The sequence below is a fragment of the Pseudomonas vlassakiae genome, assembly GCF_014269035.2.
GTDB classification, from domain to species: domain Bacteria; phylum Pseudomonadota; class Gammaproteobacteria; order Pseudomonadales; family Pseudomonadaceae; genus Aquipseudomonas; species Aquipseudomonas vlassakiae.
In genome coordinates, this window is sequence record NZ_JABWRP020000006.1 from 137,569 (window position 1) to 159,774 (window position 22,206).

General features: G+C 64.6%; 21 protein-coding genes. 11 read left to right on the top strand and 10 right to left on the bottom strand.

All coding sequences use genetic code 11. The features are described from left to right. Positions 1-2: 2 nt before the first annotated feature. The 4 genes from HU738_RS10290 to HU738_RS10305 all read right to left on the bottom strand — a co-directional run bounded on the left by HU738_RS10290 (position 3) and on the right by HU738_RS10305 (position 3,519). Positions 3-548 carry a tetratricopeptide repeat protein gene (locus HU738_RS10290; protein WP_176507085.1) on the bottom strand — a complete coding sequence of 182 codons (546 nt, stop codon included), beginning with the start codon at positions 546-548 and terminating at the stop codon, positions 3-5. Between the two features lie 236 nt (positions 549-784). Next, entirely contained in the window at positions 785-2,068 is a 1,284-nt protein-coding gene (gene hemL / locus HU738_RS10295; protein WP_176507086.1) for a glutamate-1-semialdehyde 2,1-aminomutase, read from the bottom strand. A gap of 16 nt (positions 2,069-2,084) precedes the next feature. Beyond that, entirely contained in the window at positions 2,085-2,708 is a 624-nt protein-coding gene (gene thiE / locus HU738_RS10300; protein ID WP_176507087.1) for a thiamine phosphate synthase, read from the bottom strand. A gap of 13 nt (positions 2,709-2,721) precedes the next feature. Then, positions 2,722-3,519 (bottom strand): hydroxymethylpyrimidine/phosphomethylpyrimidine kinase, encoded by a 798-nt coding sequence (locus HU738_RS10305; protein ID WP_186601092.1) that lies wholly within the window; start codon positions 3,517-3,519, stop codon positions 2,722-2,724. A gap of 265 nt (positions 3,520-3,784) precedes the next feature. On the opposite strand from HU738_RS10305, the gene HU738_RS10310 reads away from it, so the two are divergent. The 4 genes from HU738_RS10310 to HU738_RS10325 all read left to right on the top strand — a co-directional run bounded on the left by HU738_RS10310 (position 3,785) and on the right by HU738_RS10325 (position 9,755). Beyond that, positions 3,785-5,776: a sensor histidine kinase gene (locus HU738_RS10310; protein WP_186601093.1), complete on the top strand. Its 1,992-nt coding sequence runs from the start codon at positions 3,785-3,787 to the stop codon at positions 5,774-5,776. Between the two features lie 142 nt (positions 5,777-5,918). Beyond that, positions 5,919-7,571, top strand: coding sequence for an acyl-CoA dehydrogenase family protein (locus HU738_RS10315; RefSeq protein WP_186601094.1), 1,653 nt, complete (start codon positions 5,919-5,921; stop codon positions 7,569-7,571). A gap of 84 nt (positions 7,572-7,655) precedes the next feature. Next, on the top strand, positions 7,656-9,119 hold the full coding sequence (gene amn / locus HU738_RS10320; RefSeq protein ID WP_176507091.1) for an AMP nucleosidase: 1,464 nt from the start codon (positions 7,656-7,658) through the stop codon (positions 9,117-9,119). A 6-nt stretch (positions 9,120-9,125) separates the two neighbouring features. Next, entirely contained in the window at positions 9,126-9,755 is a 630-nt protein-coding gene (locus tag HU738_RS10325) for a pseudouridine synthase (protein ID WP_225923426.1), read from the top strand. A gap of 102 nt (positions 9,756-9,857) precedes the next feature. Here the strand turns inward: HU738_RS10325 and HU738_RS10330 are convergent, their stop codons facing one another. Both HU738_RS10330 and HU738_RS10335 read right to left on the bottom strand, forming a co-directional pair. Next, positions 9,858-10,061: a DUF2788 domain-containing protein gene (locus tag HU738_RS10330; RefSeq protein ID WP_027917747.1), complete on the bottom strand. Its 204-nt coding sequence runs from the start codon at positions 10,059-10,061 to the stop codon at positions 9,858-9,860. 52 nt (positions 10,062-10,113) lie between these two features. Next, entirely contained in the window at positions 10,114-10,590 is a 477-nt protein-coding gene (locus tag HU738_RS10335; RefSeq protein WP_003249795.1) for an Lrp/AsnC family transcriptional regulator, read from the bottom strand. Between the two features lie 391 nt (positions 10,591-10,981). Here HU738_RS10335 and HU738_RS10340 point away from each other — a divergent pair, with 391 nt between their 5' ends. Further along, a complete protein-coding gene (locus tag HU738_RS10340; protein WP_186601095.1) occupies positions 10,982-11,800 on the top strand; it encodes a DUF6515 family protein in 819 nt (272 codons plus the stop codon). Position 11,801: 1 nt separating this feature from the next. Here the strand turns inward: HU738_RS10340 and HU738_RS10345 are convergent, their stop codons facing one another. Next, entirely contained in the window at positions 11,802-12,671 is an 870-nt protein-coding gene (locus HU738_RS10345; RefSeq protein WP_186601096.1) for a cation diffusion facilitator family transporter, read from the bottom strand. 25 nt (positions 12,672-12,696) lie between these two features. Then, positions 12,697-13,116, bottom strand: coding sequence for a periplasmic Zn2+ metallochaperone PmcY (gene pmcY, locus HU738_RS10350; RefSeq protein WP_060509604.1), 420 nt, complete (start codon positions 13,114-13,116; stop codon positions 12,697-12,699). Positions 13,117-13,231: 115 nt separating this feature from the next. Between pmcY and hrpB the strand changes: the two genes are divergently transcribed. Then, positions 13,232-15,760, top strand: a complete 2,529-nt coding sequence (gene hrpB, locus HU738_RS10355) for an ATP-dependent helicase HrpB (protein WP_186601097.1) — start codon at positions 13,232-13,234, stop codon at positions 15,758-15,760. Positions 15,761-15,776: 16 nt separating this feature from the next. Here the strand turns inward: hrpB and HU738_RS10360 are convergent, their stop codons facing one another. After that, positions 15,777-16,427, bottom strand: coding sequence for a YciC family protein (locus tag HU738_RS10360; protein ID WP_176507095.1), 651 nt, complete (start codon positions 16,425-16,427; stop codon positions 15,777-15,779). Positions 16,428-16,582: 155 nt separating this feature from the next. Between HU738_RS10360 and HU738_RS10365 the strand changes: the two genes are divergently transcribed. From HU738_RS10365 to rhlE1, 5 genes are all read left to right on the top strand, one after another. Continuing rightward, positions 16,583-17,350 carry a DUF2076 domain-containing protein gene (locus tag HU738_RS10365; protein WP_186601098.1) on the top strand — a complete coding sequence of 256 codons (768 nt, stop codon included), beginning with the start codon at positions 16,583-16,585 and terminating at the stop codon, positions 17,348-17,350. Positions 17,351-17,417: 67 nt separating this feature from the next. Beyond that, positions 17,418-17,897, top strand: coding sequence for a LabA-like NYN domain-containing protein (locus HU738_RS10370; protein WP_176507097.1), 480 nt, complete (start codon positions 17,418-17,420; stop codon positions 17,895-17,897). Between the two features lie 8 nt (positions 17,898-17,905). Then, positions 17,906-18,511, top strand: coding sequence for a 3'-5' exonuclease (locus HU738_RS10375; protein WP_186601099.1), 606 nt, complete (start codon positions 17,906-17,908; stop codon positions 18,509-18,511). A gap of 109 nt (positions 18,512-18,620) precedes the next feature. Next, a complete protein-coding gene (yedA, locus tag HU738_RS10380) occupies positions 18,621-19,538 on the top strand; it encodes a drug/metabolite exporter YedA (protein ID WP_176507099.1) in 918 nt (305 codons plus the stop codon). Between the two features lie 55 nt (positions 19,539-19,593). After that, a complete protein-coding gene (gene rhlE1, locus HU738_RS10385; protein WP_186601100.1) occupies positions 19,594-20,925 on the top strand; it encodes an RNA helicase RhlE1 in 1,332 nt (443 codons plus the stop codon). 21 nt (positions 20,926-20,946) lie between these two features. Here the strand turns inward: rhlE1 and HU738_RS10390 are convergent, their stop codons facing one another. After that, positions 20,947-22,188, bottom strand: a complete 1,242-nt coding sequence (locus HU738_RS10390; RefSeq protein ID WP_186601101.1) for a TIGR03862 family flavoprotein — start codon at positions 22,186-22,188, stop codon at positions 20,947-20,949. Positions 22,189-22,206 lie beyond the last annotated feature (18 nt).

Sequence of the window (22,206 nt, forward strand, 5' to 3'; positions counted from 1 at the left end):
CATCAGGGCAGTGGCGAGAACGGTGTGCGTCCTTCGGCGTTCTGCAGTTCCAGCAGGTACTTGCGGAAGATCTGGCCAAGTACCTGGGTGGCGTGCTCAAGCTCGTCGCGAGGCATCTGTTCGGTCACTTCGTCGGCCATGTCCAGCGCATCCTCGGCGCCGTTGACCGCGGCCATCTTCAGCAGGATATAGGCCTGCACGTTGTTGGCCTTGACCCCTTCGCCATGAAAGAACATGGCGCCAAGGCGGTACTGGGCTTCGGCGTGGCCTTGCAGCGAGGCCTTCTGGAACCAGTCCAGGGCCATCTTCAGGTTTTTCGGCGTCAGCGTGTAGTAGTACTCGCCTAGCTCGAACTGTGCCTGGGCGTCCCCGGTCGCCGCTGTTTCTTCGCAGGCTTTCAGCGCGTTCTGCAGGTCTTCTGGCTGAACATTGAGCGTGCAGCGCCCCGTTGCCGGGATCAGCAACGAGTTACCACCCTCCGCCAGGGCCAGCAGGGGCTGAAGAAGCAACAGGCAGCCCAAGGTCAGGGCGCGGCCGGTGCGGTTCATGGGGATCGACTTACCTCTGCAAAGCTGCGGCCAATGTCTCTGGTGGCACATTATGGGATAAGCAGCGCCAACCTTACAAAGTTTTACGCGAAATTCTGTAGAGAAGAAGGGTTTGCTGATTGGATTGGCGATTATTGCCTGTACCGGCCTCTTCGCGGGTAAACCCGCTCCTACAGGGTACACGCATAACCTGTGGGAGCGGGTTTACCCGCGAAGAGGCCGGCGCAGGCGGCCCGTCACTTCAGCGCGGCAAAGGCTTTTTCAGCCGCATCCAGGGTGATCTGCAGCTCTTTTTCACCGTGGGCGATCGATGTGAAGCCAGCCTCGAACGCGCTCGGCGCCAGGTACACGCCACCGTCGAGCATCAGGTGGAAGAAGCGCTTGAAGCGTTCGGCATCGCTGGCCATCACGTCGTCGAAGGTGACGATGTCGTCGGCGCCGCTGAAGTACAGGCCAAACATGGCACCCGCCTGGGTGGTGACGAAAGGCACGCCAGCGGCATCGGCGCGTTGTTGCAGGCCATCGAGCATGCGGCTGGTGAAGGCGGTCAATTCGTCATGGAAGCCAGGGCGGCTGATCAGTTTCAGGGTGGTCAGGCCAGCGGCCATGGCCAGCGGGTTGCCCGACAGCGTACCGGCCTGGTAGACCGGGCCCAGCGGGGCGATGCAGCCCATGATTTCGCGTTTGCCGCCGAAGCAGCCAACCGGCATGCCGCCGCCAACGATCTTGCCGAAGGTCGACAGGTCAGGCCTGATCCCGTAGTAACCCTGGGCGCCGCCGAGCGAGACGCGGAAACCGGTCATCACTTCGTCGAAGATCAACACCACACCGTGCTTGTCGCACTGCTCGCGCAGGCCTTCGAGGAAGCCGGGTGCCGGCGGTACGCAGTTCATGTTGCCGGCCACCGGTTCGACGATGATGCAGGCCACGGTCTGGCCGACTTCGGCGAGGGTCTTCTCGACCGCGGCGATGTCGTTGAACGGCAGGGTCAGGGTGTGCTTGGCGAAGTCTGCCGGTACGCCTGCCGAGCTGGGCACACCTTGGGTCAGCAGGCCGGAACCGGCCTTGACCAGCAGGCTGTCGGAGTGGCCGTGGTAGCAGCCTTCGAACTTGATGATGGCGTCGCGGCCGGTGTAGCCACGGGCCAGGCGAATGGCGCTCATCGTCGCTTCGGTGCCGGAGCTGACCATGCGCACCATTTCCATCGACGGCACCAGCGAGCAGACCAGATCGGCCATCTCGGTTTCCATCGCGGTCGGCGCGCCGTAAGACAGGCCGTGTTCCAGCTGGCGACGTACTGCATCGAGTACGTCCGGGTGGCCGTGGCCAAGGATCATCGGGCCCCACGAGCCGACGTAGTCGACGTAGCGCTTGTCATCTTCATCGACGACGTAGGCGCCTTCGGCATGCTTGAAGAACAGTGGGGTGCCTCCGACGCTTTTGAAAGCGCGGACCGGCGAGTTGACGCCGCCAGGGATGTGCTTCTGGGCTTGGGCGAACAGGGCTTCGGAACGGGACATGGGTCTTCTCTCGAAATCAGCAAGCGAACAGGGCGTTGAAGGCGCGGGCGCGGCGGGTAACTTCCTGCGCGCTGTCGGCACCGAACAAGCCGTGGATGACCGCCAGCAGATCGGCACCATGGGCGATCAGCGGGGCGGCGTTGTCGAGGGTGATGCCACCGATCACGGCGATCGGCAGTTTTACCTGGGCGCGGGCCTGCTCCAGCAGGTCGACGTTGGCAGCCGGCGCACCGGGCTTGGTGACGGAATTGAAAAAGCGGCCAAAGGCCACGTAGCTGGCACCTTCGTTGGCAGCCTGGGCGGCAAGCTCGAGGCTGGCGTGGCAGGTGGAGCCGATGATGGCCTGGCGGCCGAGCAGGGCGCGAGCGGGTGTCAGCGGGCCGTCGGTCTGGCCCAGGTGCACGCCGACGCCCAGGCGTGCGGCCAGTTCGGCGTCGTCGTTGATGATCAGCTGGGTGCCGTAGCGTTCGCAAAGCTTCATCAGTGCTTCGGCCTCGCGCAGGCGGCGGGCGGCGTCATCGCCCTTGTCGCGGTACTGCAGCAGGCACACACCGCCTTCCAGCGCGGCTTCGACGTGGGACAGGAAACGGCCGGCGAGCAGCTGGCTGTCGGTGATTGCATACAGACCGCGTAGCTTCATTGAACGCCTCGTCTCAGGAGCAGAAATCCAGGGGCAGGCGACGCGGAACGTACTGGCCTTTGCCCAGCTGTTCGGCGTCGCGCAGGGTGCGCCAGGTGTAATCCAGGGCGCTTTTCACCGCGCTTTGCAGTTGCTCGCCGAGGGCCAGGCGACCGGCCAGGGCGCTGGCCAGGGTGCAGCCCGAGCCGTGGTAGCTGCCCGGCAGGCGCTGGCAGGTCCAGGTATGGCGCTGGCCGTCGCGGCTGTACAGGCGATTGTGGATTTCTTCCTCGTCACCGTGCCCACCGGTAATCAGCAGGTTTTTGCAAAACGGCAACAGTTTCTCGGCACACTCGTCGGCGGTGCCTTCAGGGAGTTCGGCCAGGATGCGCGCTTCTGGCAAGTTCGGCGTGGCAATGGTCGCCAGCGGCAGCAGGCGTTCACGCAGGGCATAGCCGACTTCGTCCTTGCCCAGGCGGCCACCGCCACCGGCTCGCAGCACCGGGTCGCAGACCAGCGGCAGGTGCGGGTGGGCACTGAGCAGTTCGGCGACGGTGTCGACCATGCCGATCGAGCCGAGCATGCCCAGCTTCACGGCGGCGACGGTGGAGTCGGCCAGCACGGCATTGGCCTGGGCCAGGACCCATTCGCGGTCGAGCACGCGGAAGTCGGAAACGTTGACGGTATCCTGCACCGTCAGGGCGGTCACGGTCGGTGCGGCGTGACAGCCTTGGGCGAGCAGGGCTTCTATATCTGCCTGCAAGCCGGCGCCGCCACTTGGGTCGTGGCCGGAGAGACAGAGGACAACGGGGCGGGAGCTGTAGGTATTCATGGTCGGCGAGCTTACCACCAAACCCCTTTGTGCGGATCGTCCTACAAATGAGATTTGTTGATCGAATGGTCAGATTTAATGGCATGTTTGCGCTGAAACTATTGTCCTAGAGCCTTTTCTTTGAAAATTGGAGTGGCCCGTCGCCAGCTATGAAAGCTATGCTAGAGTGCTCGGATAACTCGACAAACGGGCTCTGCCGGATTTCGTCGTCTCAAAGGGATTGGAGGCCATCGCGACGCGACCGGACAGGCCATGCTGGGGCTGTATGCGCTATTTGCTGATTATGCTTCTGGGCTTGTTGCCCGTGCTGGCCGGAGCCGTCGAAATCGACGAGGCGACTCGGCATCTTCCCTTGGGCAAGATCATGCAGGTCTACGAAGACCGCGATGGCAGCGCGAGCATCGCCCAGGTCAGCGCACCTGTCTTTGCCAGCCGTTTCCGTACGCATCACCAGGACGTGCTGAACGCCGGTTACTCGCATTCGGTGTTCTGGCTCAAGGTCGAGCTGCATTATGTGGCTTCTGCCAATGCGCAACCGCGCCAGTGGCTGCTCGAGCTGGCATACCCCCCCATGGACCATATCGAGCTGTACCTGCCGGGCAGCGATGGCGAGTTCGTCCTGGCCCAGCGCACCGGCGACGCGTTGCCCTACGCCAGCCGCCAGATCCGCCAGAACAATTACCTGTTCGAACTGCCACTGCAGCCTGGGCAGTCGACCACCGCCTACCTGCGCTTGCACAGCCAGGGTTCGGTACAGGCACCGCTGTCGTTGTGGTCTGCCGAAGCCTACCTGGAAGACCAGCCGACCCGCCTCTATGTGCTGGGCATGATCTACGGCGTACTGCTGGTGATGGCGGTGTACAACCTGTTCATCTACCTCAGTGTGCGAGACGTCAGTTACCTCTACTACATCCTCTACATTGCCTCGTTCGGCTTGTATCAGGTGTCGGTGAACGGGGCAGGGGTTGCCTACTTCTGGCCGGACAGCCCGTGGTGGGCCAACGCCGCAACACCGCTGTTCATCGGCGCTGCGGGCTTGTTCGGGTGCCAGTTCGCCCGTCACTTCCTGCAGCTGGGCAAGATCAGCCGCGGCTTTGACCGCTTGCTGCAACTGCTGATGCTGGGTGGCGTACTGGTGATGGTGCTGTCGGTGAGCATGCGCTACGGCATCGCCTTGCGCATGGCCACGGTGCTGGCCTTGCTGTTCACCGTGAGCATCTTTGCCGCCGGCTTGTATGCCTGGGTGCGTGGCCTGCGTGTGGCGCGCTGGTTCATCATCGCCTGGACGGCATTCCTGCTCGGTGGGCTGGTCAATACCCTGATGGTGCTGGGTTACCTGCCTAACCAGTTCATCACCATGTATTCCAGCCAGCTGGGGTCGGCGCTGGAAGTAGCGTTGCTGTCGCTGGCCCTGGCCGACCGCATCAACAGCATGCGCGAACAGCAGGCACAGACCTTGCGTGATACCGGCGAGGCGCTGGAGCAGATGAACCAGCAACTGGCCAGGAGCAATCACCTGAAGGATGAATTCCTCGCCACCGTTACCCACGAACTGCGGACACCGATGAATGGTGTGATCGGCTCGCTGGAACTGATGCACACGCTGCCCATGACTGCCGAGATGGCCCAGTACCACCGCACGGCGGTCGGCTCGGCCCAGGACATGATGGACATGGTCGACGACATTCTCACGTTGACCGAACTGCAGGCCGGCCGCATGCGCCCGCAGGCGCTGCCGTTCAGCTTGCGGCGCACGCTGCAGGACCTGCGTGCCGGTTATGCCGGAACGGCCTTGGGCAAGGGTCTGTACCTGAGCCTGGACATCCCCGCCGAGCTGCCGGACGAGTTGCTGGGCGATGCGCAGAAAGTGGCCCGCTGCCTGGGCTGCCTGGTGGACAACGGCCTGAAGTTCACCCATCACGGTGGGGTGATGATGCAAGTCCGCGGGCGCCGCCTTGGCCCAGACAGCCTGGCGTTGACCTTTACCATCAGCGACAGCGGCATCGGTTTCGATGATCTGGACCAGGCGATTCTCTATCAGCGCTTCTTCCAGGTCGATGGCTCGATGACTCGCCGCTATGGCGGGCTCGGGATTGGATTGTCGATCTGCCGGCAACTGGCCGAACTGCTTGATGCCAAGCTGTCCCATGAGTCGACGCGGGGGCTTGGGAGCCGGTTCGAGCTGACCTTGAATGTCGCTATTGCCCAGGTGCAGATGCCGCCGGGACGGGCCGTGTCGGGGGCTACGCGGTTCTAGGGCCTGCCTTGCAGGCGCTGAGAATGTTGTGGCGAACCCTTGGCAGCCCTGAGCCACATGTTTAGTCATTATTGTCACTATTACTCACCGCCAGGGAGTGCTTCACTGGGCTTTCACGCATGCCCGGATCCAGGAGCTCCCGATGAACCTGCACCAGTACGCTGAAACCCACGAAGTCACCAACCAGCCACCGTCGCTCGACGGTGCCAACCTGTACCGCCTCGACCTGCCGCTGCAGGAATGGTCGCGGCGTTTCGGGGCCGGTTGGGCCGAAGCGCGGATCGACGCCTATGGTGCCTTGGCCGGCGGTCCGCTGATGGCCGCAGGCTTTCTGGCCAATGCGCACAAGCCGGAATTCAGCAGCCATGACCGCTACGGCCATCGTATCGACCTGGTCGAGTTCCACCCCGCCTACCACGAGTTGATGCGCACTGCCGTCGAACACGGCCTGCCATCATTGCCCTGGGCCGAACCTCGGCCCGGTGCCCACGTGGCGCGGGCGTCGATGACCTACCTGCACAGCCAGGCCGAAGCCGGTACCGGCTGCCCGCTGACCATGACCTTTGCGGCCGTGCCTGCGCTGCGGTTGCAGCCCGAGCTGGCCGAATACTGGCTACCGAAGATCCTCGCCCACGAATACGACCCGCGCAACGTCGGTGACCGTCACAAGGCCGGCGTGACCCTTGGCATGGCCATGACCGAGAAGCAGGGCGGCACCGACGTGCGCGCCAATACCACCCGTGCTTACCCGGTCGGCAGCCCCGGCCCCGGGCAGCCCTACGAGCTGGTCGGGCACAAGTGGTTCTGCTCGGCACCGATGTGCGATGCCTTCCTGACCCTGGCGCAGACCGACAAGGGCCTCAGCTGCTTCCTGCTGCCGCGCCATCGGCCCGACGACAGCCGCAACCAGTTCTACATCCAGCGCCTGAAGAACAAGCTGGGCAACAGCTCCAACGCTTCCAGCGAAGTCGAGTTCCGTGGCGCGCTGGCGTGGATGGTGGGCGAGGAGGGGCGCGGCGTGCCAACCATCATCGAGATGGTGGCCATGACCCGTTTCGATTGCATGGTCGGCTCCAGCGCGTTGATGCGCCAGGCGCTGACCCAGGCGGCGCATCACTGTGCCCATCGCAAGGTCGGCGGCCGGGTGCTGAACGAACAACCCTTGATGCAGAACGTGCTGGCCGACCTGGCGCTGGAAAGCGAGGCCGCGCTGGCCCTGAGCCTGCGCATGGGGCAGGCCCTGGAACAGCTCGACGACCCGCAGCAGGCGCACTTCGCACGGCTGGTCACGGCGGTGGGCAAGTACTGGATCTGCAAGCGGGCGCCGGCCATGATCAACGAGGCCGCCGAGTGCCTGGGCGGTGCCGGTTATGTCGAAGACAGCATCCTGCCGCGGTTGTATCGCGAAGCGCCGGTCAACTCGACCTGGGAGGGTTCCGGCAACGTGCAATGCCTGGACGTGCTGCGGGCGTTGTCCAAGGAGCCGGGGGTGCTCGATGCGCTGTTCGCCGAGCTGGGCGACGGGCATGGCGACCCGCGCCTGGCCGCGCATATCGGCAACCTCAAGGGGGCGTTCGCCGATACCAGCGATATCCAGTACCGGGCACGGCAGTTGACCGAAGACATTGCCTTGGCGTTGCAGGCCAAGCTGCTGCTGGAGGCAGGCAATGCCGTGGTCAGCGATGCATTCATCGGCAGCCGGCTGAGCGGTGGCGGGCGGGTGTATGGCGCATTGCCGCGAGGCATCGAGGTCGAGGCACTGGTGGCGCGGGCGACACCCGCCTGGCCCAGTTAAACACGGCGGCTGACCTTCGGGGATGTATTTAGTAACAAAGGCAGGCAAGATGGCTGACATGCATGTCCAGACAGGAAGCCCAGTGTGAGCCAAGCTTTTGTAGTCGTTGATACCCCCGAACAGGCCGTCGACCGTCTGGCGGCCCTGCATGAACAGGCCACCGGGGCCCTGAGCCAGGCCCTCAAGCGTTACCTGAAGGACCGTACCGAACCGAGTGCCGACGAGCGCGCCCTGTACCGCTACCCGGCACTGCGCCTGACCTATTACAGCCACGGTGAAGTGGCTGCCACCACTCGCGCCTATGCCAAGGTCCAGGTGGCGGGTACCTACAGCGTCACCGTCACCCAGCCGGCGGCATTCCGCGGTTACCTGCTGGAGCAGCTGCGACCGCTGATGCATGACTACACGGTGACTGTGGAAGTCGGCGTCAGCGAGCAGAACATCCCTTACCCCTATGTGGTTGACCAGGGCGATGAGCTGGCTGGCAGTGGCATTACCGCCGCCGAGCTGGCGCGGGTGTTCCCCAGCACCGACCTGTCGGCAGCCACCGACAATATCGCCGATGGCCTCTACGACTGGGGCAATGCCGAAACCCTGCCGCTGGCGCTGTTCGATGCCGCCCGCGTGGATTTCTCGCTGCGTCGCCTGGTGCATTACACCGGCAGTGACTGGCGCCATGTGCAGCCGTGGATCCTGCTGACCAACTATCACCGCTATGTCGACCAGTTCATCAGCCACGGCCTCGAGCAGCTGCGTGAAGACCCGCGCTTCGTGCGCATGGTGCTGCCGGGCAACGTGGTGATCGAAAAGGGCATGGACCACGGCGAAGCGCAGGCATTGGTCGCCAGCGTGGTCTGGCACCGCTACCAGATGCCGGCCTATCACCTGATCGCCGGTGACGGTGATGGCGTGACCCTGGTCAACATCGGCGTCGGCCCGTCCAACGCCAAGAACATCACCGACCACCTGGCGGTGCTGCGCCCGCACTGCTGGCTGATGATCGGCCACTGCGGCGGCCTGCGTCAGTCGCAGACCATCGGCGACTACGTGCTGGCCCACGCCTACATGCGCCGCGATGGGATCCTCGACCGCGTGGTGCCGCCGAACATTCCGATTCCGGCCTTGGCCGAAGTGCAGCTGGCACTGCAGGAAGCCGCGGCACAGGTGACCGGCGAGCGTGGCGAAGAGCTGAAGAAGCGCCTGCGCACCGGCACCGTGCTGACCTACGACGATCGCAACTGGGAGCTGCGCTGGGCCCAGGAGCGGCCGTTGATCAACCTGTCGCGTGCCGTGGCGGTGGACATGGAAAGCGGCACCATCGCCGCCCAAGGCTATCGCTTGCGGGTACCGTATGGCACCTTGCTGTGCGTGTCCGACAAACCCCTGCACAGCGAGATCAAGTTGCCCGGATCGGCCAATGCCTTCTACAACCGTGCGGTCAGCCAGCACCTGAAGATCGGCATCGCCGCTCTCGACCTGCTGCGCACCGAGCTCAATTCGTTGCACTCGCGTAAACTGCGCAGCTTCGATGAGCCGCCGTTCCGCTGAGGATCCATGCCACTGCCACCCCGTTCCAAGCCGCGCCGCCCCCAGGCGCGGCCTGCCGGTCCCCGTCGCCAGGCCAAGGCGCCACCGGCCGAGCCACGCCTGATCCTGTTCAACAAGCCATTCGACGTGCTGACCCAGTTCACTGACGGGGAAGGGCGCGCGACGCTCAAGGATTTCATCGACATCCCTGGCATCTACCCGGCCGGCCGGCTCGACCGTGACAGTGAAGGCTTGCTGCTGCTGACCAACGATGGCGGCCTGCAGGCGCGCATTGCCGACCCCAGGCACAAGTTGCCCAAGACCTATTGGGTGCAGGTGGAAGGCGAACCGAGCGACGAACAGATCCAGCGTTTGCGCGATGGCGTGGCGCTCAATGATGGCCCAACCCTGCCTGCCGAAGCGCGGCGCCTCGACGAGCCCGAGCTGTGGCCGCGCAATCCACCGGTACGGTTTCGCAAGAGCGTACCGACCAGCTGGCTGGAGCTGGTGATCCGCGAGGGGCGCAATCGCCAGGTGCGGCGGATGACTGCCGCAGTCGGCTTGCCGACGTTGCGCCTGGTACGGGTGCGGATCGGCGACTGGGCGCTGGATGGGCTGGAGCAGGGTTGCTGGCGCGAAGTGGCGGCAAAGCTCTAGGAGCATTCGCGGCTAAAGCCGTTCCGACAGGTACTGCACTGTTCTTGAGGGCGGCGAGTTACCGGTGGGAGCCGGTTTATCCGCGAAAAGGCCGTGGAATTTCTAAACGCCTTCGAGAAACGCCACCACCACGCTCTTGATGATGAAGGCCAGCACTCCCAGCCCGAGCACGAAGAACAGGATCATCGTGCCAAAGCGCCCGGCCTTGGATTTTTTTGCCAGGTCCCAGACGATGAAGCCCATGAAGCCGATCAGTACAGTGACCAGCACGATCATCATCCACTCTTCGAATACGGCAGGATCCATCTGTGTTCTCCAGGCAGGCTGAGCTTGCGATTATACGCGGGCGAGTGGGCGTTTAACGCAGGTGTGTCAGTGGCAGCTCGGTGCTTGCCAGAACCTGGTTGAGCACGAAGCTCGAACGCACGCTGGTCACCCCTTCGATACGGGTCAGGCTGCCCAGCAGCAGTTTCTGGTAGTGGTCCATGTCTGGCACCACCACCTTCAGCTGGTAGTCGGCATCCATGCCGGTGACCAGGCTGCACTCGAGCACCTGCGGCAGGTTGCGGATGGCGGCTTCGAATGTCTCGAAGCGCTCCGGGGTATGCCGGTCCATGCCGATCAGCACGTAGGCGGTGAGGCTCAGGCCGAGTTTCTTGCGATCGAGCAGGGCGACCTGGCGCGAGATATAGCCGTCGTCTTCCAGTTGCTTGACCCGACGCGAGCATGGCGATGGCGACAGGCCGATGCGTTCGGCCAGCTCCTGGTTGGAGATGCGCGCGTCGCGCTGCAATTCGGCGAGGATGCTCAGGTCGTAGCGGTCAAGTTTGCTCATGGAAAAGGCCTTTTCTGTTCGGATTGCGGTGAATTATCGATCCAGGGTTAAAAATTGCGCAAGTGCTATTTATCTGAGCAATCTTCGCAATCCTGTGCCGCAGCCGTTCCCGTATCGTTAACCCCAGAATCACTGCCCGGACATCAGTCCACGGCGACGCGCCCTAGGCGGGCGGTCGCGGCCAGCCATCCAACAGGATCTGCAGGCCCCCGGGCTACACAGCTTCCAGAAGACGCTGTGAGGTGAGCCGGCGCCACAAGTGCCGAGCACGGACGACAATTCTCAAAGGGAGGCCAATGGCCTCCCTTTTTTCATGGCCGCAATTTCATCTGCCCTTGGTGCCAGCGCGGTAGACTGGCAGCATGCCGCTTTCTTTACCGTGAGGAACAACATGAAGTCACGCATCTTGCAGTTGGCAGGTGTTGGTTTGCTGGGTTTGAGTATCAGCCTCGGGGCGATGGCCGAAGGTCCGGGCGAGGGGCACGGCAACGAGGGAACCCCTGGCCGCGCACTCAACTCGCGTGACGAAGTGCAGCAGACGCAGCCCGCGCGGCAGGGCTATTACCAGGATATCCCCCGGCACAACGGCGACAACCGCCACTGGCAAGCCGGCGGCCCAGGGCAACGGCCCGGCGGCGACTGGCAGGGGCGCCCGGATGGCCACGGTAACGGCTGGGGCCCCGGGCCGCAGTATCGCCCCGGGCACACCATCGATCATTTCCCGGACCGCTACTGGAAGGTGCCCTATCGCGGCGATGACTACTTCTACTCCGGCGGTTACTGGTATCGCCCGCATGGTGGCCGCTACGTGGTGGTGACCCCGCCCTACGGCGTGCGGGTCAACTACCTGCCTTCCTATGCGCGGGAAGTCTGGCTGGGTGGTGCATTGTTCTTCCTGGTGGCCGACACCTACTACCAGTACCTGGCCGACAGCCAGGAGTATGTCGTGGTCAACCCGCCCGCCCTGGCCCCGGCACCGTTGCCGGCGGCAGCGCCGGCCGGCAACAGCTACGACGTGATTGCCTATCCGATGTATGGCCAAGGGCAGGAGCAGCAGGACCAGGACCGTTACCAGTGTCATCGCTGGGCAGTTAGCCAGTCAGGCTTTGACCCGGCAACGGCACCCTATGCGCCACCGGTCGAAGTGGCGAGCAACTACCGACGGGCACTCAGTGCATGCTTCAGTGGCCGAGGCTACAGCGTCAACTGACTCACACAGGGTCGGCATGCACCATCACATCCGCCTGCGGGTAACGCTGGCGGATGACGTCCGATGCCTGCACGCACAAGTCGTGTGCCGCATTCAGTGGCAGCTGCCCAGGTAGCTCCAGGTGCAACTGCACGAACCACTGGTTACCTGACACCCGGGTGCGCAGGTCATGCACGCCTTCGACGCCGGGGATGCCCAGCACCAGTTCGACCATCCCTTCGCCGATGTCGCTTGGCAGTTCCTTGTCCATGAGAATCGCCGTGCTCTCGCGGGCGATCTGCAACGCACTCCAGAGGATGTACAAGGCGATGCCCAGGCCGAACAGCGCATCCATCTGCGCCCAACCCAGGCGTGCCAGCAGCAGGGCGAGCAGGATGCTGCCATTGAGCAGCAGGTCGGAGCGGTAGTGCAGCGAGTCGGCGCGCACCGCAGTCGAGCCGGTCAGGCGAATCACCTTGCGCTGCAAGGCCAGCAAGGCAACGGTGAGCACCAGCGACAACAGCATCACGCCGATGCCGATGGCCGTGTCACCCAGCGGTTGCGGGGCTCGCAGGCGTTCATAGGCCTGGATCCCGATCAGCACCGCGCTGACCCCGATGAACAGCGCCTGGGCCATGCCGGCCAGGGCCTCGGCCTTGCCGTGGCCGAAGCGATGGTCGTCGTCGGCCGGGCGCAGGGCGTAATGCACGGCAAGCAGGTTGAGGAACGAGGCGACGGCATCCAGTGCCGAGTCGGTCAGCCCGGCGAGCAGGCTGACCGAGCCGCTCAGCCACCAGGCGATGGTCTTGCTCAGGACCAGGATACTGGCCACCGCCAAAGAAGCGCGGGTGGCCAGGCGCAGCAGGCGTTGGTGTTCAGCCGGGGTAATCATGCTCGGGGCACTGTCCTTGTCGCTGTCAGGCTGCAGGTACCAGGCCCAGCGCCGCCAGCTGCTCGACGCTGCCGCGGTGCTGGATCAGCCGCGGGTCATCCAGCGGCAGGCGCTGGCCCAGCTCGCTTTCCAGGATGGCCTGCAGCTTGAGGTTGTCGACCTTGCCATCCGGGCTGACGGCGTCCCGCAGTTTTGCCGGGTCGACCTGGGCCGTGTGCCCGCCTTTGTAGTAGATGGCGCCCGTGGCGAAGTCGATGCCAAAGGCGATCAGGCCCGGGATGACATAGAACAGGATGCCGATGGCGTCCATTGCCGCCACGACGGGGTCGATCTTGCCGCCGATCTGGCCACGGCGCTCTGGATAGAAAATGGTGCCGCAGGCCGTCAGCTGGGTCAGCAGCGTGACGATCAGGGCGCCACCGATGACGCGGGATGGGATGCGCATGTAAATCTCCGAGAAGTATTCAGCAGGGCAAGCGAAGCGCCAGCACCTGAAGCTAAGACCATGATAGAGCAGGCTGGGTTCGCCGTTATACTCGCCAGACTGTTCGAGGACCACCATGATTTCTTTACCGATCGATGCTGTCTTGCCCGCCTTGCGCGAAGCCCTGCATAACCGCGATGAAGCCGTGCTCGAAGCGCCGCCTGGAGCGGGCAAGACCACCCGTGTACCGCTGGCGCTGCTCAACGAGTCGTGGCTGGCCGGGCAGACCATCCTCATGCTGGAGCCGCGCCGCCTGGCGGCGCGGGCGGCGGCCGAGCGCCTGGCCAGCGAACTGGGTGAAAAGGTCGGTGAAACCGTGGGCTACCGCATCCGCCTGGACAGCAAGGTCGGGCCGCACACACGCATTGAAGTGGTCACCGAAGGCATCCTGACCCGCCGGCTGCAGGCCGACCCCGCACTGGAAGGGGTCGGCCTGCTGATCTTCGACGAATTTCATGAGCGTAGCCTGGACGCCGACCTGGCCCTGGCGTTGAGCCTCAATGGCCGCGAACTGCTGCGTGACGAGCCTTCACTAAAAATCCTGCTGATGTCGGCGACCCTTGAAGGCGAGCGCCTCTCGCGGCTGCTGGGCGATGCGCCGGTGGTGCGCAGCGAAGGCCGCATGCATCCGGTGGATATCCGCTGGGGCCGACCGTTCCAGCCGGGCGAGTTCATCGAGCCGCGGGTGGTGGACAACGTGTTGCTGGCGTTGGCCGAACAGCCCGGCAGCGTGCTGGTGTTCCTGCCTGGCCAGGCCGAGATCCGCCGTGTGCATCAAAGCCTGCAGGACGCCCTGGGTGAGCGGCCAGATGTGCTGCTGTGCCCGCTGCATGGTGAGCTTGACCTCAATGCCCAGCGCGCCGCCATCGACCCGCCGGCCAAGGGCCTGCGCAAGGTGGTGCTGGCCACCAACATCGCCGAAACCAGCCTGACCATCGACGGCGTGCGCGTTGTCATCGATGCCGGCCTGGCGCGGGTGCCGCGCTTCGATCCGGGGAGCGGCATGACCCGCCTGGACACCCAGCGGATTTCCCGCGCCAGCGCCACCCAGCGCGCCGGCCGGGCAGGGCGACTGGAACCCGGGGTCTGCTACCGCCTGTGGTCCGAGGCCCAGCATGACCAACTGGCTGCCCACGGCAGCGCCGAAATCCTCCAGGCCGACCTTGCCGGCCTGGCCTTGCAGCTTGCGCGTTGGGGCGTCACTCCCGACCAGTTATGCTGGCTCGACCAGCCGCCGGCAGCGGCCTTCGCTCAAGCCCAGGACCTGCTGGCGCGGCTGGGCGCGTTCAAGCCGGGCAGCCGTGACAACCTCAGCGACCACGGCCAGGCCATGGCCGAACTGCCGACCCATCCGCGCATCGCCCACCTGCTGTTGCGCGGGCAGGACCTTGGCCTGGCCGCGATGGCCTGCGATGTCGCTGCCTTGCTTGGCGAGCGAGATATCCAGCGCGGTGGTGGTGCCGACCTGCACAGCCGCCTGGCGCTGGTCAGCGGTGAAAGCAAGGCCAGCCGCGGTGGCCAGGGCGGCGTGCAGCGTGCGCGGCAACTCGCTCGGCAATACCGTGGCCTGTTGCGCGGCAAGGCCACGGCGGCGGTTGCCGACCCCGACCATCCGCGCTGGCTTGGCGCATTGCTGGCGCTGGCCTATCCCGATCGGGTCGCCCAGCAGCGTCGCGAGGGTGGCGCTGAATATCGCCTGGCCAATGGCCGTGCGGCGTTGTTCGCCGAGGTCGACGCGTTGATGAAATGCCCGTGGTTGGTGATCGCTGACCTGGGTAGCCGCCAGGGCCAACGGGAAGAACGCATCTACCTGGCGGCCGAGTTCGACCCGACGCTGCTCGATGATGTGCTGGCCGAGCAGGTCGAGCACGTCGATATCCTCGATTGGGACGAGCGCGAGCAGGTGCTGCGTGCCGAGCGCCAGACCAAGGTCGGCGAGCTGGTCCTGGCGCGCGAGCCGTTGTCTGGGCTGGACGACCAGGCCCGCGCCAAGGCGTTGCTTGGCCTGGTGCGGCGCAAGGGCCTGAACCTGCTCACCTGGACCCCGGAGCTGCGCCAGTGGCAAGCACGGGTGGCGCTGTTGCGTCAGCTGGATCTGGACAAGGACGGGCAAAGCGAATGGCCCGATCTGGGGGACGAGGCGCTGTTGGCGACGCTGGAAGACTGGCTGCAGCCCTACCTGGGCAAGGTCTCGCGCCTGAGCCACTTCGCCGCGCTGGACCTGCCGTCGATCTTGCGCAATCTGCTGCCCTGGCCATTGCCCCAGCGCCTAGACGAATGGGCGCCGGCGCATCTGGCAGTGCCCTCTGGCTCGAACATCCGCCTGGACTACAGCGAACACCCGCCGATCCTTGCCGTGCGGCTGCAGGAACTGTTCGGCCTGGCCGATACGCCGCGCATCGCCCAGGGCCGCCAGCAGGTGAAACTGCATCTGTTGTCGCCAGCGCGACGGCCCGTGCAAGTGACCCAGGATCTGGCCAACTTCTGGCGCACGACCTATGCCGAGGTGAAGAAGGACTTGAAGGGGCGCTATCCCAAGCACTACTGGCCGGATGACCCTCTGGTGGCCGAAGCTACCGCGCGGGCCAAGCCGCGCGGTACCTGAGCAAGGCGGGAGCTGATCAGGCTTCAGCTTCCAGCAGCATGAACAGGCGATACAGCACCACGGTGCTGAACAACTGCAGGAAACCACTCAGGCTGTCCAGGGCCAGTTCGACGCCCGGCGCGGGCTCGGGGAAGGCCATCAGCAGCAGCCCGTCGATCAGCCAGATCGGCGCCAGCACGCCGAGCACGCAGATCATGATGCGCAGGAAGTGCCCGGTGGTCATGCGCGCACTTTCACGCATCGACTGCACCACCGGCAGGCCACGCAGCACCAGCAGGTATTCGGCGAACACCAGGTTGATCATGATCCACACGCCCGGGAACACCAGCAGCGCCAGGCCGGCCATGATCAGCAGCGAGCTGATCGTGATCAGCAGGGCCAACTGCGGCCACAGCTGCACGGCGCGGGCGAACAGGTCGCGTTTGCGGATCTGCTGGCCGTTGCTGCGGGTGTCCAGGTAGAGGATCAGCGCCGCGCTGTACAGCGGGTAGAACAACAGGCTGATCAGCATGCCGTAGGCCGGCGAGGCCTGCTCGCCCAGCTGGCGGTACAGCAGCTGGGTGGAAAAGGCTTCGAGCACCACCAGCGGCAGGCATAGCGGAATGATGCTGGCCAGGTGGCGGCGGAAGAAGTACAGGGAGTCGCGCAGAACGCTCAGCGGATTCATCAGTCAACATCGCAAGGCAGTAAAAGCAGGGGCCTAACTTTAGCCCAGAGCGGTCACTTGCTGAAAAAAGTTTCACCCGCGCGGTGATTGAATCCTTGGGCCGGGCGCCCCATCTTTGCCATGTCCGATGTCCTGCTAGCCCATGAGGTAGCCCCATGAACACTGATGAACAAACCCTGATCGACGGCCTGTTCGGTCGCATCAAGCAAGCCGAAGACCCAAACCAGCCGCGTGATGCGCAGGCGCAGGCACGAATCGAGGAGCATGTCCGCCAGCAGCCGGCAGCGCCTTACTACATGGCCCAGGCGATCCTGGTTCAGGAAGCCGCGATCAAGCGCCTGGACGAGCAGAACAAGCAGCTGGAGGCCGAACTGAAGCAGGCCCGGGCCCAGCTTGAGGCGACCCGTGCCAGCAGTGGCAATGGCGGCGGTGGGTTCCTCTCCAGCATCTTTGGTGCCGGTGCGCGCAATCCGGAGCCGGTTCAGCCGCAGCGCCCTAGTGCGCCGGTAGCATCGGGTGGCGGTTGGCGCGAGCCGAGTGCGCCAGGCTTCTCCCAGCCGCAGCCGCAGATGCAGGCTCAAGCACAGCCGCAACAGCCTGGCTTTGGCGCCGCGCCAGCGCGCAGCGGCGCCAGCAGCTTCCTCGGTGGTGCAATGCAGACCGCTGCGGGCGTCGCCGGGGGCGTGTTGCTGGCGCAAGGTATCAGCAGCCTGTTCCACCACAACTCGCAGCCTGAAGAGGTGGTCGAGGTGATCAAGGAAGAGCCGGCACCGGCCAGTGACAGCGGCGGCTGGCATGACCAGGGCGCACAGCAACAAGTCGCCGATAATGGCGGCTGGGGCAATGACCAGGGCGGCTGGGCCGATACCGACTACGGTAATGATGGGGGTGGCTTCTTCTCGGATGACGATACGTTCGTCTGACCGGTCTGGCATACTGCTGGCATTTCGAAGGGGCGCTTTGCGCCCCTTTTCATGTCGAGGGTATGTGGTGAAAAAGATCGCGCTGTTCGCCGATGTGCAGAACCTCTACTACACCGTGCGCCAGGCCCATGGTTGCCACTTCAACTACACCGCACTGTGGAAGCAGGTCAGCCGCGAAGGCGAGATCGTCGAGGCCGTGGCCTATGCCATCGATCGCGGTGACAGCAAGCAGCAGCAATTCCAGCAGATCCTGCGCAACCTCGGCTTCGATGTGCGCCTGAAGCCGTTCATCCAGCGCAGCGACGGTTCGGCCAAGGGCGACTGGGACGTGGGCATCACCCTCGATGTGATCGATGCCGCCAGCCGGGTCGACCAGGTGGTGCTAGCCTCCGGCGATGGTGACTTTGACCTGCTGCTGGAGCGAGTCATCCAGCGCCATGGCACCGAGGCGGTAGTCTATGGCGTCCCCGGACTGACGGCATTGTCGCTGATTCGTGCCGCCACCCGTTATGTGCCCATCGAGGGTGCGCTGTTGCTCAAGCACTAAGGTTTTTCATGGAACGTATTGCAGTCATCGACTTTGAAACCACCGGTATTTCCCCTGGCGCCGGTTGCCGTGCCACCGAAGTGGCGGTGGTGATGCTGGAGGGCGGGCGCATCGTCGAGCGCTATCAGAGCCTGATGAACGCTGGCGTGCCAGTCCCGGCCTTCGTCGCCGGGCTGACCGGCATCACCACCGCCATGTTGCGCACTGCACCACCGGTGGACAGGGTGATGAACGAGGTTGCCGAATTCGTCGGCGAGACCCCGCTGTTGGCGCACAACGCCGCCTTCGACCAGAAGTTCTGGGATTATGAGCTGAGCCGTATCGGCCGCAGCCGTCGCCAGGCCTTCGCCTGCTCACTGCTGCTGTCACGGCGTTTGCTGCCGGCGGCGCCCAACCACAAGTTGGGTACCCTGACCCGTTGGGCCGGGCTGCCGGATACCGGCACCGCGCACCGGGCCATGGCCGATGCCGAAATGGCTGCCAACCTGCTGCAACACCTCGCCGGCGTGCTACGCCAGGGCCATGGTGTCGAGCAACTCTCCCATGCGCTTCTATGCCGCCTGCAGAAAACCCCAGCAGCGAAAGTCCGCGACACCTTGTCCAGGCTGGTCTGATCGGCGCACTGAAAGTGTGCCGCTCATTTCGCGCGGTTTTGTAACTTATCTTTGCCTGGACGCAGCCCTAAACTCGGTCACCCGAAAACGGATTTCTGAGTTGCCTGCCATGCCTGCCTCCCGTCGCTTTCCGCTGTTGCTCATCGGCGCCTTCATTGCCCTGTACCTGGTCTGGGGTTCCACCTACCTGTTCATTCGCATCGGAGTCGAATCGTGGCCGCCGATGCTGATGGCCGGTGTGCGTTTCATCATCGCTGGCGGTTTGCTGTATGGCTTCCTGCGCTGGCGGGGTGTGCCGGCCCCGACCTGGCCGCAATGGCGTGCGGCCGGGGCGATCGGTTTCCTGTTGCTCAGCTGCGGCAATGGTGGGGTGACTGTGGCCGAGCATGCGGGTGTGGCCTCGGGCGTGGCCGCGCTGGCGGTGGCGACGGTGCCGTTGTTCACGTTGCTGTTCGGTTTGCTGTTCGGCCACCGCAACTCGCGGCTGGAGTGGGCCGGTATCCTGCTCGGGTTGCTGGGTATCGCCTTGCTCAACCTCGGTTCCAACCTGCAGGCCAGCCCAGTGGGGGCGGCGTTGGTGGTGTTCGCTGCGGCGTCGTGGGCGTTCGGTTCGGTGTGGAGCAAGAGCCTGCCATTGCCCCAAGGCCCGATGGCCAGTGCCGCCGAGATGCTGGTAGGCGGCGCGGTATTGCTGCTGGGCAGTGCACTGTCCGGTGAGCGCATGACGCAGATGCCGACCCTTGCCGGCTGGGGGGCGCTGGCTTACCTGGTGCTGTTCGGTTCGATCCTCGCCTTCAGTGCCTACATGTACCTGCTCAAGAACGTGCGGCCGGCAGCGGCCACCAGCTACGCCTACGTCAACCCGGCGGTGGCGGTGCTGCTGGGTATCCTCTTCGCCGGGGAACAGATCGGCACCGAGGAGTGCCTGGCCATGGCGGTGATCATCGGCGCGGTGGTGCTGATCGGCCTGCCGCAATGGCGCAAGGCGCCAGAGCAGCCGATGAAAGGCGAAATCTGCAGCAAGTAGCCAGGGGCGATGCGGTAAACTTGCCGCCTTCGCTGAACCCCCTGACGGTATTGCCATGAATTTCGCCAAACTCGGCCTGATCGAACCGCTGCTGCGCACCTTGCAGCAGCTGGACTACACCACCCCGACCCCCGTCCAGGCCAAGGCCATCCCCGCCGTGCTGGCCGGCCGCGACCTGATGGCCGCAGCCCAGACCGGCACTGGCAAGACCGCCGGCTTCGCCTTGCCGGTGCTGCAGCGCCTTGCCCTGGAAGGTGAGAAGGTTGCCAGTAACTCGATCCGTGCGCTGGTGCTGGTACCGACCCGCGAGCTGGCCGAGCAGGTGCACGACAACGTGCGCGAATATGCCGAAAACCTGCCACTGAGCACCTATGCCGTCTACGGCGGGGTCAGCATCAACCCGCAGATGATGCGCCTGCGCCGTGGCGTCGACCTGCTGGTGGCCACGCCCGGCCGACTGCTCGACCTGTTCCGCCAGAATGCGGTGAAGTTCAACCAGGTGCAGACACTGGTACTCGACGAAGCCGACCGCATGCTCGACCTGGGCTTTGCCGAAGAGCTGCAGTCGGTTTATGCCGCCTTGCCGCGCAAGCGTCAGACGCTGCTGTTCTCCGCCACCTTCTCCGAGCAGATCCGCATGCTCGCCGGCCTGGCCCTGAACGACCCGCTGAGCATCGAAGTCAGCCCGCGCAACGCCGCGGCGACCACGGTCAAGCAGTGGCTGGTGCCAGTGGACAAGAAGCGCAAGGCCGATTTGTTCATGCACCTGCTGCGCAAGCAGCGCTGGAAGCAGGTGCTGGTATTCGCCAAGACCCGCAATGGCGTCGATCAGTTGGTCGAGCGCTTGCTGGCCGACGGGGTGAATTCCGACGGTATCCACGGCGACCGCCCGCAGGCCACCCGCCAGCGTGCACTGGACAGCTTCAAGGCGCGGGAGATCCAGGTGCTGGTGGCCACCGATGTGGCGGCCCGAGGCCTGGACATCGACGACCTGCCGCTGGTGGTCAACCTCGACCTGCCGATCGTGGCCGAGGACTATGTGCACCGTATTGGCCGTACCGGCCGCGCCGGTAACAAGGGCGAGGCGATCTCGCTGGTGTGTGCCGATGAAGTGCAGATGCTGTCGGCGATTGAAGTGCTGACCCGGCAGACCCTGCCGCGCCATGAGGAACCGGACTTCATCCCTGAGCACCGGGTACCGATGACCGATGCCAGTGGCCAGGTGATCAAGAAGCCGAAAAAGCCGAAGAAACCAAAAGAGAACAGCGCCAAGCGCGGGCTGGGGCGCTGGATGGACAGTGCCGAGTCGGCAGTGGCGGAGCCCTCGGTGAAGGCCGTACGCAAGGTACCGAGCTTCAACAGCGGGCCGCGCAAGCGCAAACCGTAAGCAGACACTGTGGGAGCGGGGTCAGCCGCGAGATTTCAGCCAGTCTGCTGCAGCTCGCCCCGCGCGCAAACCACTGGCAAAGCACGCCGTCAGCAGATACCCCCCGGTCGGCGCCTCCCAGTCCAGCATTTCGCCCGCGCAGAACACCCCCGGCATCCGGCGAATCATCAACCCTTCATCCAGCCCTTCGAAACGCACGCCACCGGCGCTGCTGATCGCTTCGTCCAGCGGTCGCGTTCGTACCAGCGTGATCGGCAACGCCTTGATTGCACGTGCCAGCGCCTGAGGATCAGCGAACGTCGCCTGATCCGTCAGCTCCCGCAGCAGCGCTGCCTTGACCCCATCGATCCCCAGCTGACCCTGCAGGTGCTTGGCCATCGAGCGCGATCCGCGTGGTTTGGCCAACGCCTGGGCAATTTTGTCCACAGGCTTGTCCGGCAGCAGGTCGAGCAGTAGTTTGGCTTGGCCCTGGTGCTCGATGGCCTGGCGCAACTGCGCAGACCATGCATATACCAGGCTGCCCTCGACGCCCTGCGCGGTGAGGATGAACTCGCCTTTGCGCGGCGCCATGCCCGGTACGCTGAGGGCAATGTTCTTCAGCGGCGCCCCCGCGAACTTGTCCACAAGCAGCGCACTCCATCCCTCCACTTCGAAACCGCAGTTGCTCGGCCGCAGCGGCGAGATATCCACAGTGCGTTCGGCCAACAACGGCTGCCAGGCGCCGTCGGAGCCCAGCCTTGCCCAGCTGGCGCCACCCAGGGCCAGTACCACGGCATTGGCCTTGACCTGTAATTCACCCTGTGGATAAGCAATTCGCAAGCTACCGTCGGCATTCCAGCCCAGCCAGCGATGGCGGGTGTGGATAACCACATCATTGTCACGCAGGCGCTTCAGCCAGGCGCGCAGCAGCGGGGCCGCCTTCATGTCGGTGGGGAACACCCGGCCTGACGTACCGACAAACGTGTCGATACCCAACCCGTGGATCCACTGGCGCAGCGCATCGGCATCGAAGTCGCGGAGCAACCCGTCGATTTCAGCTTGCCGCTCGGCGTAGCGCGAAACGAACTGTGGATAAGCTTCCGAATGGGTGATGTTCATGCCGCCGACGCCGGCCAGCAGGAACTTGCGGCCCACCGAAGGCATGGCATCGAACACTTCCACCGCCAGGCCCGCCTGGGCCATGGCTTCAGCCGCCATCAGGCCAGCAGGGCCGCCGCCGATCACGACGGCCAGGGGAGGGGAAGCGGGTTTTTTATCGGGCATGATAGGCAGCAGGTTGTG